Below are 18565 nucleotides of genomic sequence, written 5' to 3' on the forward strand. Positions count from 1 at the left end.
ACGTCATCTTCGTCGCATCCGATTACTAACATCTTAAACGGGACCATTACTAGCGTACTTGGTGCTACCATTACTGCTGGTACTTTATCTTCCGCGGGTACCGTTACCAACATCTTGAACGGGACTATCGCTAGCGTATTAGGTGCTACTATTACTGCAGGTACTTTATCTTCTGCGGGTACGGTTACCAACATCTTGAACGGGACCATTACTAGCGTACTTGGTGCTACCATTACTGCCGGTACTTTATCTTCCGCGGGTACCGTTACGAATATCTTGAACGGGACCATCACTAGCGTACTGGGTGCTACCATTACCGCAGGTACTTTATCTTCTGCTGGTACGATTACTAACATCTTGAACGGGACTATCACCAGTGTGCTTGGGGCTACTATTACCGCAGGTACTTTATCTTCCGCGGGTACGGTTACCAATATACTAAACGGGACTATCACCAGTGTGCTCGGCACAACCATTACTGCCGGTACGTTAAGCAGCGTAACTTCCATTTCACAACGAAGCTTTATTGAACAATCTACTCTAGGTATTGCAACAACTAACGTTCTTACCTCTTTACCAGCTGTCACCACAAGTGTGCTAGGCACATATTCGTTCTTCATACGGAATACCGGCGCAAACCCCGTTAATACACAGCTTGAAATTAGCGCAGACGGTACCAATTATTACGTTGATACCAATGGTGATAACCCACTAGCAGCAGGTGCCATCGATGTACTCGTCCCATCCCGCTTCTTGAAATATACTCGCGTGTCATATGTTTCAGCGAACCCAGCAACCACCTCGACCATTAACGTTATTTTCAACGCACAAGGAACCTAATTTCTGCTAATTTCATATGATGTCACGAACCTTCTGAGTACATGGTCTTCCATGTACTCTTTATTCGTGCAACATGAATGTATAATCCCTTTTCCAATATAACTAACATATCTCGCAGAAGTTGATCCTAGCATAACCGTACTGCGTGAGGAGGCACACCCATGAATGAACATTCTATTGGAGTTCACATCATCATAAGAGATGAAGCAGAATTATTACCACAATGTCTGGAAAGTGTACAACATGCAGATGAAATCATCGTTGTCGATACCGGCTCGAAGGATTCTTCCGTTAACATTGCTCGCTCTTATGGAGCACATGTAATAACCATCGATTGGGAAGATGATTTCTCCAAGCCTCGTAATGAAGCATTACGCCACGCGAATACGAAATGGATTCTGGTAATAGATGCGGACGAACGTCTTTTAACCCCGCTGCACATCGTCAAAGAACAGCTAACATCCATCGAATCTCATATTCAAGCCTTAACGGTTACAATTGATAATTTAGTGAGCAGCCAACCTGAGAATCGTGTTATACATCAAGCGCTCAGACTATTTCGAAGAGATGGAGACTATGAATTTCGAGGAATCATTCATGAGCAAGTCGAACCTTCGATCATTGAGAAACACGGACACTCAGCCATATTTTCCTCAGATATTCAGATCACACACTTTGGTTATTTGCCAAAGTTCCTACACAACAAGAACAAAGTAGCACGCAATGAAGCATTACTTCGGATATCTTTAGAGGAAACGCCAGATGATCCTTTTCTTTTATATAATATGGGAGTTACCTACTGCCAAGCAGGTCAATTAGAACTAGCACAAGCTTACCTAGAACAAAGCTTATCCCTTGGACCCAATAATCAGTCTTACCGTGCTAATTTAATCCGAGATCTATGTAAAATTTATTACGAACAGAACCTAACGAAACAAATGGATATTCTCTTAATTCACGAATTGGAACGATACTCAGATTATCCCGACCTTCATTTCTTACTTGGTCAATCTTTAGAACGACAGGGTTTACTTGAAAGAGCATACGATGCTTATCAGAACGCGGTTTCTTGTACGATCGGCACACAGAACCCGCTCTACATCACCGAAATGGGCGTGGCAAATTATCTTCCACTATGTCATATGGGAATGATCGCACATCAATTAGGAAGAATGGCAGATGCGGCCCGTCTATTTCATCAATCACTTCAATTCAATTCAATAAATATCCCTGCACTAAAAGGTATTGCTTCAAGCTTTCAACATCTAGACGTGCCAAATGATGACATCCATACTTTACTACAACAAATCGTACATCCCATTACAACGGAAGATCACATCCCAATAATAGAAGCACTGAACGAAATACAAGCTCACGAGTCTATTGCTAGTTACTCGCAGCCATCTTATGTCTCTGAACCAAGCATCCTATTAGCCGTATGCGCGGCACTAATAACAATCTCTCACTTCGATGATGCATCTAATCTTTTCAACCAACATGTCTCCCGGCTTTCCTATGATGAACTAACTGCCGCTTGTCATATGTGGTCAATTTGTCAATGGCAACAAGACCTGGGCGAACTTCAAGATAGCTTATACTCAAAAATGTCCCTACCTATGTGCAAAAGATATGAGTTTGTGGACCAATTATTACAGATACCTTCGGACACGACCGACCATGATTACCCAAAAGATATATTAGATCTTGTAATGCATCTCGTTCGTCAAGCGGTGTCATTATACCAACCAGAAATAGCCCAACGTCTCATCGAGCATTTCCCAGAAGGTAAGCTTACCTATGCCAAAACACTATATTTATATGGAGATACGATGACAGCCGCGGATATGCTACTATCTTTGCTACAACAAGATCTACTTGATTATGAAGCTAGAATTTACTTAGGTGAAATTCTCGTTGATAAGGGCCATTATTCCCAGGCTGCTGAATTGTTCGAACAGCTTCTTCAGAACAATTCTAAAGATGAGAAAATAATAACCGCAGTATCCGTCTGTTACCTTCATCTCGCAGAGTCATATATCTTAGAAGCACTCAGTTTAGCTGATAACCAACTTATCAGTCCTCTACAAGAAGATCTTCGCTCAATTCAATCGGCTATTCTTTTATTGAATCGTACAGGATGGCATACCACAAGATGTCCCTCTGCAAAGACACAGGAAATCCGCCATGAATAAACCCAATCATAATCCTGTTATATCCCTTTGCATGATTGTAAAGAATGAGGCTGAGCATTTAGCCAACTGTCTTGAAAGTGTTCAAGAGGTTGTTGACGAGATTATCGTGGTGGATACCGGTTCTACGGATTCTACAATCCAAATCGCTAATCATTACGGAGCAAAGGTTATCACATTTCTTTGGAATTCAGACTTTGCAGCCGCTCGTAATATAGGGATTGCTCAGGCGAAAGGAACATGGATTCTTATCTTAGATGCGGATGAGGAATTGGATCATGACAGCAAAGAAGAATTAAAACTGTGTGCTAAACATGTGGAATATGAGGGGTTTTTCGTACGAATTCATAACCATATCGGAAAAGACAAATCAACCCCGACCGCGACAGTTAATCCTATTCTAAGAATGTTTCGAAATCGACCTGAGCATCTCTTTCGTGGCATTATTCATGAACAAATTGCGCCTGCCATTACCGAATATCATCCGAACGCTGCACTGCACCTCTCAACAATCATCATTCACCATTATGGATATGCAGATCAAACAGTGATCGAGAAAGATAAAATACAAAGAAATGTAACATTACTTGCGAAAGAACTTCTCCGATCACCTAATGACCCTTTTCAACATTTCAATATGGCCGTTGAATGCATACGACTAGGCGAATATCAGAACGCATTGATTCATATCCACAAGTCCATGGAACTTGTTGTGTCTGATACTAGTTATGATCACTTACTGCATAAATATGAAATCCGATGCCAATATGCCCTAGGTAAAGTAGATGAAGCACTGAGATGTTGTAACCATGCGATTATCCTATTTCCTGATTATACTGATCTATTTCACCTTAAAGGGGCTATTTTATTTGCTAATCGTAAACTTCATAAAGCTAAATCAGTTCTAATACAAGCCGTTGAATTGGGTCCCGCTCCCACTCACTATCATACAGAAACCGGCCTTGGAACCTATCTATCTTGCAATATGCTTGGACAAATAGCTGAAGAAATAGGTCATGATACAGAAGCAATATCATGGTATACGAAAAGTGCATTATTTCAACGAGACTGGGTGCAGACATCGAACCGAATATTCCGAGTTCTTAAATGTTTAGATCAGGAACAAGATATTCCTGAATTTTTAAATAATCACCTTTCAGTCCAAGTTCAGAATCCGAAGATGCGGAGAAAGATCATCCAATGGTTAGCATTAGATGGTTCCTATCAAGCAGCCGAGACACTCGCCTCACAATTGGAGAAGACCGATGAATTCAATGCCTCATGGCGAAGTCTGATATCTTCTAACCAACTTCACATTTCAGATATTAATCAGGAAGTACTTGCCCTAGGAATTCCGTATGCTTATCAATTTGGGCAAGAAGCTAAAGCCTTTGACCTTCTTCGACAATGGGAACTTCGCTATCAGAATGAAACACGTACAACTCCTGTTCAATCGCATTCTACGGAAGAAATCCAAGATGGAATCTTCGACCCTATGCAAATCTCTGAGTCCGTTATAAATGAAGCTTATCATCTCGGTTGTACTTGGACAGCTCTTGCGGACACTCTACTTAGCCGAACTGAGCCAACCTCCCCACACTTTTCAGCCATCCACCGCGTGCGACTCCTGTTACCCTTACCACGAAGCAAGTAGAAGGAGATCTCCTCACATGCCAAAGTTAGATATTTCCCTATGTATGATTATGAAAGATGAAGAACTTCATTTAGAGCGATGCTTAGCTTCTATTCATCATCTCGTATCTGAAATTATAATCGCTGACACGGGCTCAGATGATGAGAGTGTTAGCATTGCGCGCAAGTTCGGAGCGCAAGTCATGCATATTCCTTGGGAAGATGATTTCTCTAAAGTAAGAAATATCGTACTTAAACAGGCGTCTTGTCCATGGATTCTGGTGTTAGATGCTGATGAGCAAACAGATAACTGGCAACTAGAAGAGTTGAGTACTTTGCTTAACACCCATGACAATAACTATGGGTACTTTATATCTTTGAGAAGCTATGTAGGTGAGATATTAGATCACAATTATGTTACTGATTCTGTGTGTAGATTATTTAGAAATGATAAACGCATCACATACTGTGATCGTATTCATGAGAGCGTAGCTCCAAGTATCTGGGAAATTCCTGATGCTAACATTACAAATTCACAATTACGCATTAAACACTTTGGCTATTTACAGCATGAACTTGATCGTAAAGATAAAGGAAACCGTAATTTATCGATCATCCAACATAGTTTACAACAGCAGCCCGATCATCTTCCCCTACTCTATGCATTAGGCACTGAGTATTATCAATTAGGTAATTATGAAGAAGCAGTGAAGGTCTTGCTCCCTTTATTACAGCAACTCCCTCCACACACAGGTTTTACATCTGACATATATTTAAAATCTGCTTATGCTTTGCAAATGTGTAAGCAGCTTGAACAATCAGAGCACATCCTCTTAGAGGGTGCCAGATTATACCCCGATTTCACGGATTTACTTGAAACTTATGCGCTCCTTTTAGCCGAACAGGGTCGTTTTTCTCAATCCTATGAATATCTTCAAAAGGCACTATCCGTCGGTGACGTTTCTATCCAATATAGTTCATCATCTGGTAGCGGTACCTATCGGACTCATTGGATAGCTGGAAAGGTATGTGAACAGATGCTCCTATTTGAAGAAGCATTGAGCCACTATGAACAATCACTTGAATTCCGCTCTAATTATGTCCCGACTTGGAAGAGCATCGTTCCCTTATGTCTGTTATCTAACCAATTCCCTCGTCTGTTACTCATAACAGCCAAATATCATAAATCGCTAAACCCTGATATCCTAATGTTCCTAACTCCCTCCGCACTAAACAGCAGATCTGCTCCATGGATTGCTCAGCTGAGATCATACCTTCCAACAGAACCAGCAACCATTATAGATACATTACTAATTCAACAGCACGGTAACCATCAAGAATGTTGTAAGAGGCTAGAAGAACTGCTTCTCACCTTTCCTAATCATCCAATGATTCTCTCCTATCTGTGGGCAATAACGTACGAATCGGAAGGCCCTCAAGCAGCGATCCACTGGATGAATGAGTTAATTCATCTCAAATCAGAAATGATTACCTTACAGCTACGACTGGAAGACCATTTCGAATATCCTCTAAACCAACAGACACTTGAATACTGTATACAATTATTAATCCAGACTGGTTCTTGGAACACTTTACTGACCTTATTCCGAAATTCAAGTCCTGATATTCGCTGGTCCATACTTCCTCAATCCACACTTGCAGGTTTACTTCAATCCCCTCTTGCTGTCCAGCAACAATGGTGTCAAATCTTCTCTCAACAAAGTCATCAATCAAATAACGTTCAGACCGATGAAGAGACCCGAATATCCTATGAGACATCCGAATGGTTATACTATGCTTCTATTGCACAAGCCTGTGGGGAAACCTCTGAAATGAATGGGAGAATAGAGGATGCTTTACGTCTCTCGGGTGAATCGATTCCTCTTGTAGCTCTCGCTTACTATAAACTTCAACATATCGATCCATTGGACTCTTCTCATATTCCGAAAGGCTCAATCTGCTGGCCTCTTCTCTTTCGATCCTATATCGACATCTAACATACCTTGAAATAACTTCTTCCATTGCCACTTCCACACTTTCTTATCAAAGGCACTAACCATTCTCCGTGCATTAGATCCCAAATATCTTCGTTCATCAGAATGATCTAACAATCTACAGATTCCTATAAACAAAGGATCTTCGAACGGATCGACTAATAAACCGTTATAACCATCCACCAAGAATTCATTCATTCCACCACGATTACCAGCAATCACTGGAATACCACAACTCATCGCTTCAAGGCAGGAATATGCGCTCCCCTCCTTAAAAAAAGAAGGAATAACGACGATAGCAGCCTTCCGATAAGCTTCATCCATTTTACGAAAAACGTACTTTTCATACACCAAGCGATCTTTATGCGGATGATCCTTCAACCAGAGTCTAAAGGCATAGGTATACTCGTTCTCTTCTTCAGAGTCATTCGCAAATTCAACAATCACTTCAGGATAGGCCTGTAAAATTCGATCAATCATAAGAAGTGTGTTAACGATCTCCCTTCCCTGATCCAGTAACCTTGGAAATACAATCCGTAAACAATTTTTTGGTTCAGACCAATGTAGAACTGGTTTGAATTTCATTGTATCCACACTCTGACGAATAACGATACCTTGACGAAGCTCATTTGCACGGTTATAACTACGAATGCGTCCGAGTGAAAATGAATTAAGCGCTATAACTTGCTGCAAACGATTATAAGTAGAGTCTCTACGCTCCTCAATGAATGAACATTCGGCAACACTGATCTGATCCGTTAATACACTATAACTAATTCCAATACTTCCGCGTTGGTATGGAAATGAATGTCCCAACTTTTCTATACCAACATAAATAAGAAGTCCGTCAACCGCTTCTGATAATTGCACTAGCTTATCGACCGTCTCTTGTTCTTGTACTCGATGTCCTATAATCTCTATATTTCCTATTTTCTTATGAAAAGAGCCTATGGAAGTTAGTTGATGAACGATTACCTTCATTCCCATTTCTTGAATCGTCTCGCATAATTCCCATATGTACCGCTCTAGCCCCCCACCTGGGATGACATATGGGCTGTCACTATTCAAATTAAACAAATGAGATGTGAGTATACTGATCTCTTTCATAAGGGATCCTCTTTCCATTCGATCAATGTTGGATGCTCATCGAGAATTGATTGGTACTGTTCAAGACTGCCCCATTCTCCATTAGGATCGTTAGACATGTAGCGTACATATTTCTCATATAGCTCCTCTTTGGAAACAGCCCATCCATAATGCTTCACCTTCAGTTCCGCTAGAAATCCAGGTAATACAGCATAAGAAAGTGGAAGTCTCGGGACGTGATGATCCATTCTCGGATAAAAATAATAGAAATCCGGTAAATATCGTACTAGTAATCGCGTGTGCCTCTCATGAATTCGCCAAAACTCATCCTCCCGGTAATGAGTTAACCCTCCCCAGAAATCAAAGACACGAAACCCTACCCAATCATATTGGTCCTGATTAATCAGTTCTCTCATGTGTACCTTGGCACGTTCTTCGTAAAATTCATCTGCATCTACAGCTAATAGCCAATCAGGATCTGTAGACACTGCCAAATCCCACAGCCTTTGTCTTAATTGCCACTCGTGGTTAAATTCAGACTTATCCAACTTTATTAGTCTTGTCACCTTGGCAAAAGACTGACACAATTCAAACGTTCCATCGGTACTTGCATCGTCTATAATGACAATTTCATCAACAAACTCACTTAAATCGTGTAACACAGATGCTAGATAGCGCTTCGACTCATTGCGAACTTGCATCATGGCCGTTAGTCGATTACCCGTTGTCTTACGAATTGGATTATTGTTCATAGGCTGTACTCCTTAACATTCGCTCTGCTGACTCTTCATAAGAAGACATTTCAGATAGCCATTGTAAGGCGCTCAGCTCCACAGTCGTTGCTGTAAGGATGGCGGTAACGGCTTCATAATGCCTGTTATGTAGCATATGAACCGTTCCTTGGATCAACTGGTTATCGACAAAACTGATTCCACCATCCTCCTCATGACTTAATGAAGATTCTTCTGTCAATCTCAGAACATCCTCATAACAAAAGGTCTGCACATAATTGTTCCGTAATAACGATTTCGATTCTGACGTATTTAACGGCGTTAACGTCCGAATGGCAGATGCATAGTCTTCATTCAATCTAAATATTTCAGCTTTTACCAAATCGACTTTCCCATGTTCTAACCAATTCCACAGCTCATTCACCTTCAAGCGATCTTCTTCAGAATATACTGAAACGGCGTATATGTTGATTGCCTTTACAAGCTCCCCTGTCTGTGCAGCCATACTGGAGAAGAATCGATAATGAGAGTGTAAGCAGTCTAAATAATCATGAAGTACCATCTGTTCAAATGAATTGACTAAATAATGAACCGCTTCTGGACTTCTCCCTAATAAATACAGATATGTTGCAGCCATATAACTTATCGTTGCATGGTTGGGATACTCCGTAACCAAATCAACGTAATATTTGCACCTTATTCCCCATTGCACGCAAACCCACTGTTCGAGTCGTTCTCCCTTATTCAAACACGATAAGGCCTCGAACCAGATCGACTCATAATCGTTTAGAAATAACGTATCTTGCCTATAGCTTACCGCGCCATAGGTAAGGGGGCTTTCACCACTTAACAAGAATATGCCCTCTCGGCGAAGACACTGCTCCAAATATATCCTCTCCGAGGCCGTTCCGACGATATCTGCTTGTGCTGCTAGAAGTTCACTATATTTATTCCACATTTCAGCATCTTGATCATTTGGACACCTTTCTAGAAGCGCAATCATATACCTGGGTTGTAGCGGGATGACAGTCTGCAACCAATAGGGAGAACACACAATGACGGAATATTCCGTTAGATCCAGTGATAGCATGTTGGTTAAAGATACTGAATCCACGCCATAATCCAGTTCATCCTGCGCCATCACGTCTCCAACAACAAGAACCTCCTCCCGGTCAGGCAACAGTTTCAGCATTCTTTTGTAAGAGAAATCACCCCAACCATTGTGACAAAATATCATATATTTCATGCCGAACCTCCCATTCGTTGGAAATTCCTACTATTCATCCTCCATTCCTTTTGTCCAATATACCGCTCGTAGTGAAGAACGAGGGATGAAATAAAACTCTTCTATTGACTTCACGTAAGATCCAACATCTTCTATGCAGCGATGTGCTGTTAGAGAAAGAGGGACGGGTAATGGCTCTTGGGGAATATGAACCTGGGCATGTAAGTTCGGAATACCCTTTCCTGTATTGACAACAACATCAGCGGATTCACGGTACATAAAGTCTACTACCCGTGTTACATAGTCCGATTCGTAAGCACGAGATGAGTTTATGAAGATGATGGCTTCTCCTTTAACTAATATGAGTGCCGCTTCCAGCGCCTCATGCCATTGTTCTACTTCACGTACCTTTATCAAGGCGTCTAACTTACCCCACATTTCTGAATCACTAAGAGGTTGTTCCTGATGCGTGCCTAGTAGAACGCCAATCCATTGAATTCGGCTATACGTCTGTTCAAGGTTTATTTGATACCACGATTCTAATCTGTTAGGGAATACCTCACTCACTAGCACAATCACTGTTATATAATACGGATCATAAATAAGCGATATGAAAGGTTCCATTGAACACTCAGAAATATTCAGTTCAGATAAGTACTTCAAAGGATAAGAATTCCTCTCCACTCCCCATTTCGAACAAAATACATTCCATTCGTCAGAGAGAATCTTCTCTCCTCGTCTAGGTTCAAGCGAATGGAGCGCCTGCACATACACATCTTCACACAACGCTAACTGCCCGTTAAGCATACGAGCTCTCAGACACCAATCCACAACTTTCAATTCACGTGAACGAAGGAGTGGATCGAAACCTCCTAATTCATTAATTAGCTCCTTACGAAACAATAGACAAGATCCAGTGAGTACCGGCACTTGGCGCCACAACCCTTGATTTCTCGGGTGGTGATCTTCTGCATAACTCACGAGATCAGCATGAGATTGGAACCACAAATTAAGCTTCCCATCTAATTGTTCAGAAGGTGACATTGGGGACACGACCATCACACGCTCTTCATCCAAGCATGGCCAGATCAAACTTGACAACCACCTTGGTGTAACCATAATACGATCTTCCATAAGAACAGCAAAAGTTGTTTCAATAGTTCCAAGTGCTTGATTCACTGGATCTATTCCTGCCTCGTAGGACCAGAACTCAATGGGCGCCTCCTTTTCAAAATATTGCTGTATAGGAGGGAATTCCAAGCTTCCGGGGAGCGCAATAATTCGAATCGGATGTTCTGAATGAAGCAGTAGAAGCTGTATACTAGGAACCGCCCATGCTGGATCCGTCATTTCCAAGATGATCGTCACCTTATCTATACTTGGAAAATTAATGAGCCCTTGTTGATCCAAATGTGCGAACCTCTTCGAAAGTGTCTCCGTATTTATTTCGATGTTATCCAAATTAGACATGATCCGTCACGCCCCATCGTCATACTATTCTATATTTATTGTATGATCGCTCTCAATTCATATCCCATAATTATCCATATTCTTGTCCTAATAGGCTGTGAATACAACAAAAGACTGAACCGATGAATTTCACCAGGTTCAGTCTTTTGTTTGTCCAGAACTATATTATGGAATGAATTGTTGAACAATTCGGATGATTACGCCATCTTGTATCGTCAAATGATATGGGAACTGACTGATATCCATCATATCGGTATTCGAGAATAGCGTTTGAAACTTATCTAGAGAGATAGGTTCATTCCAGTTGATATCCATTCCTTCGTACGTACCATCACGATCATAAATTTGCATCAGTACTTCGACGTTGTCGGACACTTTATAAGTTGTTAATTCTTCATTGTCATTGATGATGTAGTACCCATCTGGAGGACCGTCTAAGTCACCCGTATCTTGTTCACGCTCCAAAAAAATCTTGTTAGCAGCTTCACCCTCATACCATTGAATATCATCTGATTGAATAAATAGCTGACCTTCTTTATGTTCAAGCTTTGAAATATAAGCCGTGACTGTTTCCTCACTAACTTGCACTGGCTCATACCCAACTGCACTAGCTGATGTGATAAACGTTAAAAGTACAACCATCATAACCGTCATAATTAGAGCCGATTTTTTTCTCATGGAAATTCTCCTTTAATTACGTAATCGTTACGCAACATTCAACTTCATACTATACATTTACCTGTGAAAAGTTATTCAATCACTTCATATTCCCATGAATGACTCTTACATAACTATAGACGATTCATAATGGCAAAACGTTGCAATAAAGTTACAACAAAATTTAAATTTTGTACTTTTGTGAATGTTCTGTGATTCAACCAAGAAAAAACGGCTACACCATCCCTTAAGGACGGATAGCTCTCTCTACGAAAAGATGGCCCTCCATACTGCGGAGGGCTATCGTATTCTCATGTATAACAAATCAACATGACGGATTATCAATCCTGTTCCACTTGACCTAAGGTTTACGTTACATTTTAACAGTTCGAAAGTGCTGTGCAAGAACCCCATGTTTGGGTGAACATAAGAAACTAATCATAAAAACAATACCCGTTGCAAAAGCCATTGATCCTGAAATAGAGGTATCTAGAAATACCGCTATATAATAACCACCTATAGCAGATATAACGCCGAATGTTCCACTCAGAATAAGCATTATAGATAGCCGATCTGTCCATAAATAGGCTGCCGCCGCAGGTGTAATGAGCATGGCCACAACCATAATGGCTCCTACAGCATCAAAGGCTGCAACAGTTGTAATGGATACGAGTGACATGAACAGATAATGCATCAGTGCCACTGGAATTCCAATACTAGCTGCAAGCATGGGATCAAATGAGGTTATTTTCCACTCTTTATAGAAGGCCAGAATTGCAATTACAACAATAATCAACACGATAATAAGAATTAAGGTCGCCTCTGGTATAGCACCGAACCATGACAATTGGATGAGATCCCAAGGTACAAAGGTAATTTCACCCATAAGTGCATGTTTCACATCAAGATGTGCATTCCCAACCTGTGTCGCAATCATAATGACTCCGATGGCAAAAAGGGTCGTAAACACAACACCAATCGAGGCATCCTGTTGCACCCCACGTGAATTAAACCATTGGACCAGCACTGCTGTGAGTAGACCTGCAATGATTCCGCCTACCATCATGTGCCAACCACTCAGCTCACGTGTAATAAGATAAGCGCTAACGATACCAATCAACACGGAATGACTAATCGCATCCGCCATCATCGCCATCCGACGAAGGATCAGAAAGACACCCATCAATCCACAAGACAGTCCCACAAGAGATGCAGTGAGTAAAATCCATGCAGTATACGACATGTTATTCTCCTCCTTGCGTGAGATTAGATTGTGAAGAAGAGACATGTACTTTTCTCTGTGTGCGAAGTTGCCAAGCTTGAATCAATAGCCCTTTCTGGGCACCGAATACAAGCGAGATGACAAACAGTGTAGATGAAGTAACGATAATAAACGGTCCAGTTGGCCAACCTTCACCCAGCGTACTAATGATCGTACCTACTAATCCAGCTCCACCCCCAAATAGACCAGACAAGATAACCATCCATTTAAAAGATTGTGTCCAGTACCTTGCACTAACTGCTGGAATAATAAGGAGGGCAGACATGAGGATTACGCCAACGACCTGAATTCCTGTAATAATGACGAGTACGAGTACTGTTAAGTAAATGCCGTTCATCAATCGACCTGAAAGTCCGAGTCCTCGCGCGAAATCTGGATCAAATAAAAATATTTTCCACTCTTTAAATCCAATAAATAAGACCAACATCACCAGTACTGCAAGTATGAGCATCGTGTACACATCTTTACGAACCATCGAGGCCGCCTGACCAAAAATAAAGCTATCTAATCCACTCTGATTACCACCAGGCATTCTATTTACCATGGTTAGGAGCATAATCCCGAGACCGAAGAACACAGAAAGAATGATCCCCATCGCTGTATCCTCTTTAATTCGAGTTGAAGAACGGATCCAATGAATGAGGAGAGCAGCAATAATTGCACTGATCGCCGCACCTAACATCATTACCGGTAAACTCTTTACACCAACCAGCGCAAAACCTATAACAACACCCGGGAGGGCGGCATGTGATAAGGCATCGCTCATGAGACTTTGCCGCTTCCAATAGGAAAGGCACCCCATCATGCCTGAGGCCATTCCCAGAATTAACGTGCTAACAATAACCCATTGTGCATTGTGGGACAATAATATATTCATGTTGTTGCCTCCATCATATAGCGGAGTGTTCCTCCATACGTTTGATAGACATTGTCCTTCGTAAATACATCTTTTGTTACGCCATGGGCTACAACCGTTCGATTCAACAACAACACATGATCGAAATAATCCTCGACCGTTTGCAGGTCATGATGTACAACCATTACGGTTTTGCCCTTCATTCTTAATTCATTCAGAATCGTCATGATCGCCTGTTCCGTAGCCGCATCAACACCAGCTAATGGCTCATCCATGAAATATAGATCAGCTTCTTGTACAAGGGCACGTGCTAAGAATACACGTTGCTGCTGCCCACCTGACAACTGACTGATTTGGCGTCCTGCATAGTCGGCCATTCCCATTTTCTCAAGAGAATCCATCGCTTTCTCCCGATGTTCGCGCTTCGGCCATTTCAACCATCCAACCCGTCCATACAATCCCATTAATACAACGTCAAGTGCATCTGTTGGGAAATCCCAATCCACAGAACCCCGCTGTGGAACGTAACCTACTCTCGTCTTCATTTTATTAAGCGTGGATCCGAAGAACGAAACATCGCCAGAAAGTTTAGGATGCAATTCCAACATCACTTTCAATAAAGTAGATTTACCTGCTCCGTTAGGACCTACAATGCTCGTTAACGAGCCTGGTTGTACGTTGAAAGACACATCATTCAGCACTTTATTCTTCCGATAAGAAGCAGTTAGATCATTTACAGTTAATACAGCCATGGTCACTCACCCTTTCTTTATTAGAGCATTATAAATTACATCAACATTGTGTTTGTACATTCCAATATACGTGCCTTCTGTCGTTCCCTTTGCTCCCATAGCGTCTGAGAACAACTCCCCACCTAATTCCACCTTGAGCCCAGCGCTTAAAGCACCTTCTATGACTGCTGTAATTGAGCTCTTGTTGATACTACTTTCCACAAAGACAGCGGGTATCTGATAATCAACTAGCAGATCAATGGTCGTCTGAATGTTAGATATGCCAATCTCAGCCTCGGTACTCAACCCTTGAAGTCCCACTACCTTCATGTCATACATCCGACCCAAGTATCCGAACGCATCATGAGCTGTAACGAGTACCCTTTTTTCTTCTGAAATCTGTGACAATTTAGCTTGTGTCTCCATCTTTAGTTCATCTAATTGTGCAAAATACACTTTCTTATTGTGTTCGAAATAGCTTGCATCCTCTGGCGAGAATTTCTTTAGTTCTTCTGTTGCGGCTTCTAATCCTTGCTTCCAAAGGTCAATGTCAAACCATATATGTGGGTCGATTGCTCCGGATACATCTTTAAGTAATTGTTCCTTTGGAACATCTTCCGTAATCCCTAGAACTGGCCTCGTCTTGCCAATATGCTCGAAAATCTCTCCCATTTTCCCTTCAAGATGATGTCCACTGTAAAAAATAACGTCCCCGCTTGCTAACTTCTTAATATCCCCTTGCGTAGCGTTATATAGATGGGGATCCACCCCAGGACCCATTAGACTTATTACATGAACGCGATCTCCTCCGATGATAGACATAGGTTCTGCGATCTGCCCAATTGTAGTAACAACTTTAATTTTATTACTCTCTTCTAAATGGTCCTCCGATGAACCACATGCCGATAACACAAGAGCAAGCGACATACCTAGTATCATCATGAACCCTAATTTCAGCTTCCAAACTTTTCTCTGCAATCTTCTCTCCCCCTATATATTCTCTTTAGTATGTAGAATCGTCTCAATCGATTTAACGATTTATAATTTCACCACGACCATATTTGTTTCCTTAACGCAAAACTTATTTCCTTACACAAAAGTAATTCCTAATGTGTTTTTTGTCAAGTGTTTTTGCAGGAATCATACTTATTTATATTCAGAAAACCGCCTACCGTTCGTAAATAGCTGTTATTATAAAAGGATACAGAGATTATTTTGTTAATAATCTTTTACATGGTTAACTATATTTCGTAAGGACAACAATCTTCCTGTTTTATATAATTCGAGATTATTTCTCAAATAAAAAGAAGACCTTCGGCATGGATCTATACCGAAAGTCTTCTCTTTAGTGTTGAACTGAATCCACTTTCCATTGCGCTATTTCTTCACTTGATTTATTGGTATTGTGATTTCTAATGCAGGGAAATACACCCTGATTTCTGCACCATTCGCATCATGCATAAATTTACTTTTATCGACTTTACTACGAATTTTTTTAAATGTCTTCATCGTAATCGATTTAGGCATCGTTACAAACGGTTCATATCCGAAATCCATTAAATCAACATTACCAACACCGCTTCTAAACCATACATTACTTCTAACAGCTCTCAGTTCATTACCTTTATCATCATAAATAGCAAACCCTAAATCAGGTTGTAACTCGTGTTTACTCATCGATTCTGGAAACTTAACAAGCGTAGTTATATTGGTTGTCATCAGTGTCATTTCAACCTTTTTTAGTGTCACACTAATCGTCTCATATTGTCGAGTTATAGAAGGCGTAATATCTACGATATCTTTGGTCATGTTCTCCACCGGAATATTGAATTGAAAAGGCTCTAAAATTCCTGACACTGTCATCGTTAACGTCAACTGGAATTTATCAGGGAAGGCCTTCCCTCCTTGGTTACGCATATCTGAAATTTGAAGATAGGATGTGTTATTATCATATATATACATACCATTATTTATAAAAAAATCAGAGGATTTACCGTAAGGGTCCAAAGATTGGAGAGGCTTTCCGTTAATCGACACTTTCACGTCACTAATGTTTCCTCCTACATCTTCTTTTAGATACTTCTGTTCAGAAGTCTGACGTTCAATCCCAATGGCTACACGGATACCATCGTATACGACAACAGGCACCTTCAATGTAAAACCCTCATGAGTAACACTTCTATTAAGCGTTGTAACAAGACCCTTCTCATCCGCATTTTTCAAGCCATAGTCACTTGAATACTTAAAGATTGTACCCATTACTGAACCCTGTTGTATGGAAGCAGTCGTTGTTGGAGAAATAAATTTGGTGCCCATGACAAGGGTAACAACCGCGACTGCTGTTGCCATAGTTATCATTATTCTACGGAGTACATTTCTCCGATGCGTGTTGTCGCTCAAGTTGTTACTTTCAACTAGCTTCATTGTCCGTACAACCGTATCAACACTTGTGTCTTTCAAGCCGTTACTTTCAACCCGCTTCATCGTCTGTTTAACTATATTCACTCTCATAGGCGTTTCTCGGATTAACTTCTTCAAATAATCGACCTCTTTATCCTCCAATTCTGAACGGTTGCTCATAGACTTTCCCTCCCTTATTCATGGGCTTCATTAGTTTTTTACGAAGGCGTTCATACTTTTTCCGAACCGTTGTCGGTTTAAGATCCATAATGGCAGCGATCTCGTCATAACTGTACTCTTCAAGGGATCGTAACAACAGAATTTGCCGTTCTTCAACATTTAGATGTTCTAACAAGTCGTGGATGATCTCCGTATATCCGTGATCTTGTTCTTGCTCTCTGTTCGCCTTGTACTCCACTAAAGATTGATCATTTTTATTTCTTTTCTTAATTAAATCTACGCAATGATTGTGTGCAATTTTATACAGCCACGCTGACAATGAGACTGTATGCGAATAGCGATTGATATGCTCCAACCCTTTTATAAATATATCCTGTGCTGCATCTTCAGCCTCTTCTTGACTCTTGAGGAGATAATAGCAGTATACAAATATCCGTCTTTGGAACCTTTGAATAATGTAGGAATACGCCTGCTTATCTCCTGCCTGTACCTTATCCACCACAGTCTTTATTTCTATATCGAAGTTCTCATCTGAACTACGTGATTCATTCATTTAACCCCTCCTTCCTGCCTATATAACTAAAAATAATAGGGTTTTGTGACAGATGAGATGTTTTTATTTTCCATTAAGTAAACTTAACAAATAAAAAGCTACAATACCAAAAAAATATAAGAAAAGAGCCTCGCTTCGGTAGTGTTGTTTAGTGACTAAACACAACAAAACTACTAAGCAGGCTCTTATATGGAACATGTTTATGTATTTGATGGATTGTAATATGAAGTGCGACAGTTTGAAATGAAAATATCCCATGGAAGATTCGTGTAAAATGGAGTCACCACAACAACCATTACACAAGGAGAATCTCAACATGGGTTACACACATTTTAGCATAACTGAACGCAGCAAACTAGAACTGCTATTGAAAATGAGATGGTCGACTCGTGCCATTGCAAAAGAACTTGGACGGCATCACGCTTCCATCGCGCGTGAAATCAAACGTGGTCGCTTCAATCAGGAGTATGTAGCCCGTTCGGCTCAGCAGGGTGATCATCAGCGAAGAGCGTACAGCGTACCTGTCGGTAAATATAACTTAGAGAGTGCAAAAGATTAGAATGAGAAGCTTGCGCTGACTAGGTCACCTGAACAGATTGCGGAGAAGCGACGGACTGAGGGTAAGCAATTCATAGCGTTCCAGCCAATCCACCGTTGGTTGTACGCTGGGCGACTTGCAGCCAGGTAGGGCTCTGTGCTGCGCCTGATTGGAACTCAGCTGACAACTCTGGGAACCCGG

The 18565-nt window shown here is 41.1% G+C and carries 15 protein-coding genes and 1 pseudogene; 5 read left to right on the forward strand and 11 right to left on the reverse strand.

The genetic code is table 11. The features are described 5' to 3' along the window. The 4 genes from PGLA_RS20430 to PGLA_RS20445 all read left to right on the forward strand — a co-directional run. A partial coding sequence (locus tag PGLA_RS20430; protein ID WP_342671702.1) for a DUF6385 domain-containing protein occupies positions 1-840 on the forward strand: 840 nt, incomplete at its 5' end. A gap of 161 nt (positions 841-1001) precedes the next feature. Continuing rightward, on the forward strand, positions 1002-3032 hold the full coding sequence (locus PGLA_RS20435) for a TPR domain-containing glycosyltransferase (RefSeq protein WP_068536424.1): 2031 nt from the start codon (positions 1002-1004) through the stop codon (positions 3030-3032). Next, positions 3025-4683 (forward strand): tetratricopeptide repeat-containing glycosyltransferase family 2 protein, encoded by a 1659-nt coding sequence (locus tag PGLA_RS20440; protein ID WP_068536426.1) that lies wholly within the window; start codon positions 3025-3027, stop codon positions 4681-4683. The genes PGLA_RS20435 and PGLA_RS20440 overlap by 8 nt, the downstream gene beginning before the upstream one ends. Before the next feature lie 16 nt (positions 4684-4699). Then, the gene (locus PGLA_RS20445) at positions 4700-6658 is read left to right on the forward strand and encodes a glycosyltransferase (RefSeq protein WP_068536427.1); all 1959 of its coding nucleotides are present in this window, start codon (positions 4700-4702) and stop codon (positions 6656-6658) included. Here the strand turns inward: PGLA_RS20445 and PGLA_RS20450 are convergent. From PGLA_RS20450 to PGLA_RS20500, 11 genes are all read right to left on the reverse strand, one after another. Beyond that, entirely contained in the window at positions 6614-7762 is a 1149-nt protein-coding gene (locus PGLA_RS20450) for a glycosyltransferase family 4 protein (RefSeq protein WP_068536429.1), read from the reverse strand. The two genes, PGLA_RS20445 and PGLA_RS20450, sit on opposite strands and share 45 nt — an antisense overlap. After that, a complete protein-coding gene (locus tag PGLA_RS20455) occupies positions 7759-8493 on the reverse strand; it encodes a glycosyltransferase (protein WP_068536431.1) in 735 nt (244 codons plus the stop codon). Before PGLA_RS20455 ends, PGLA_RS20450 begins: the two co-directional genes overlap by 4 nt. Beyond that, positions 8483-9718, reverse strand: a complete 1236-nt coding sequence (locus PGLA_RS20460) for a hypothetical protein (RefSeq protein WP_068536433.1) — start codon at positions 9716-9718, stop codon at positions 8483-8485. Before PGLA_RS20460 ends, PGLA_RS20455 begins: the two co-directional genes overlap by 11 nt. Before the next feature lie 30 nt (positions 9719-9748). After that, complete coding sequence (locus PGLA_RS20465) at positions 9749-11167, reverse strand: glycosyltransferase family protein (RefSeq protein WP_145939631.1); 1419 nt, start codon at positions 11165-11167, stop codon at positions 9749-9751. A gap of 165 nt (positions 11168-11332) precedes the next feature. Continuing rightward, positions 11333-11845, reverse strand: a complete 513-nt coding sequence (locus tag PGLA_RS20470; protein WP_068536437.1) for a hypothetical protein — start codon at positions 11843-11845, stop codon at positions 11333-11335. Positions 11846-12197: 352 nt separating this feature from the next. Continuing rightward, on the reverse strand, positions 12198-13067 hold the full coding sequence (locus PGLA_RS20475; RefSeq protein WP_068536439.1) for a metal ABC transporter permease: 870 nt from the start codon (positions 13065-13067) through the stop codon (positions 12198-12200). A gap of 1 nt (position 13068) precedes the next feature. Continuing rightward, on the reverse strand, positions 13069-13983 hold the full coding sequence (locus PGLA_RS20480; protein WP_068536441.1) for a metal ABC transporter permease: 915 nt from the start codon (positions 13981-13983) through the stop codon (positions 13069-13071). After that, the gene (locus PGLA_RS20485) at positions 13980-14714 is read right to left on the reverse strand and encodes a metal ABC transporter ATP-binding protein (protein WP_068536443.1); all 735 of its coding nucleotides are present in this window, start codon (positions 14712-14714) and stop codon (positions 13980-13982) included. The genes PGLA_RS20480 and PGLA_RS20485 overlap by 4 nt, the downstream gene beginning before the upstream one ends. A 6-nt stretch (positions 14715-14720) precedes the next feature. Then, entirely contained in the window at positions 14721-15635 is a 915-nt protein-coding gene (locus PGLA_RS20490) for a metal ABC transporter solute-binding protein, Zn/Mn family (protein WP_068536451.1), read from the reverse strand. A 435-nt stretch (positions 15636-16070) separates the two neighbouring features. Next, on the reverse strand, positions 16071-17273 hold the full coding sequence (locus tag PGLA_RS20495) for a DUF4179 domain-containing protein (RefSeq protein WP_068536445.1): 1203 nt from the start codon (positions 17271-17273) through the stop codon (positions 16071-16073). Next, positions 17245-17826, reverse strand: coding sequence for an RNA polymerase sigma factor (locus PGLA_RS20500; RefSeq protein WP_068536446.1), 582 nt, complete (start codon positions 17824-17826; stop codon positions 17245-17247). Before PGLA_RS20500 ends, PGLA_RS20495 begins: the two co-directional genes overlap by 29 nt. Positions 17827-18142: 316 nt before the next feature. On the opposite strand from PGLA_RS20500, the pseudogene PGLA_RS20505 reads away from it, so the two are divergent. After that, positions 18143-18508 (forward strand): annotated as a pseudogene (locus PGLA_RS20505) (helix-turn-helix domain-containing protein); the annotation flags it as partial. Between the last annotated feature and the right edge of the window lie 57 nt (positions 18509-18565).

It is taken from the genome of Paenibacillus glacialis (genome assembly GCF_001637205.1).
Taxonomy (GTDB): Bacteria; Bacillota; Bacilli; order Paenibacillales; family Paenibacillaceae; genus Paenibacillus_AQ; species Paenibacillus_AQ glacialis.

What these genes read in the sequence shown, in the direction of transcription:
- PGLA_RS20490 (WP_068536451.1), bottom strand. Translation starts at nt 15,635, where the DNA reads ATGATGATACTAGGTATGTCGCTTGCTCTTGTGTTATCGGCATGTGGT.
- PGLA_RS20445 (WP_068536427.1), top strand. Translation starts at nt 4,700, where the DNA reads ATGCCAAAGTTAGATATTTCCCTATGTATGATTATGAAAGATGAAGAA.
- PGLA_RS20465 (WP_145939631.1), bottom strand. Translation starts at nt 11,167, where the DNA reads ATGTCTAATTTGGATAACATCGAAATAAATACGGAGACACTTTCGAAG.
- PGLA_RS20435 (WP_068536424.1), top strand. Translation starts at nt 1,002, where the DNA reads ATGAATGAACATTCTATTGGAGTTCACATCATCATAAGAGATGAAGCA.
- PGLA_RS20500 (WP_068536446.1), bottom strand. Translation starts at nt 17,826, where the DNA reads ATGAATGAATCACGTAGTTCAGATGAGAACTTCGATATAGAAATAAAG.
- PGLA_RS20450 (WP_068536429.1), bottom strand. Translation starts at nt 7,762, where the DNA reads ATGAAAGAGATCAGTATACTCACATCTCATTTGTTTAATTTGAATAGT.
- PGLA_RS20475 (WP_068536439.1), bottom strand. Translation starts at nt 13,067, where the DNA reads ATGTCGTATACTGCATGGATTTTACTCACTGCATCTCTTGTGGGACTG.
- PGLA_RS20485 (WP_068536443.1), bottom strand. Translation starts at nt 14,714, where the DNA reads ATGGCTGTATTAACTGTAAATGATCTAACTGCTTCTTATCGGAAGAAT.
- PGLA_RS20470 (WP_068536437.1), bottom strand. Translation starts at nt 11,845, where the DNA reads ATGAGAAAAAAATCGGCTCTAATTATGACGGTTATGATGGTTGTACTT.
- PGLA_RS20440 (WP_068536426.1), top strand. Translation starts at nt 3,025, where the DNA reads ATGAATAAACCCAATCATAATCCTGTTATATCCCTTTGCATGATTGTA.
- PGLA_RS20460 (WP_068536433.1), bottom strand. Translation starts at nt 9,718, where the DNA reads ATGAAATATATGATATTTTGTCACAATGGTTGGGGTGATTTCTCTTAC.
- PGLA_RS20455 (WP_068536431.1), bottom strand. Translation starts at nt 8,493, where the DNA reads ATGAACAATAATCCAATTCGTAAGACAACGGGTAATCGACTAACGGCC.
- PGLA_RS20480 (WP_068536441.1), bottom strand. Translation starts at nt 13,983, where the DNA reads ATGAATATATTATTGTCCCACAATGCACAATGGGTTATTGTTAGCACG.
- PGLA_RS20495 (WP_068536445.1), bottom strand. Translation starts at nt 17,273, where the DNA reads ATGAGCAACCGTTCAGAATTGGAGGATAAAGAGGTCGATTATTTGAAG.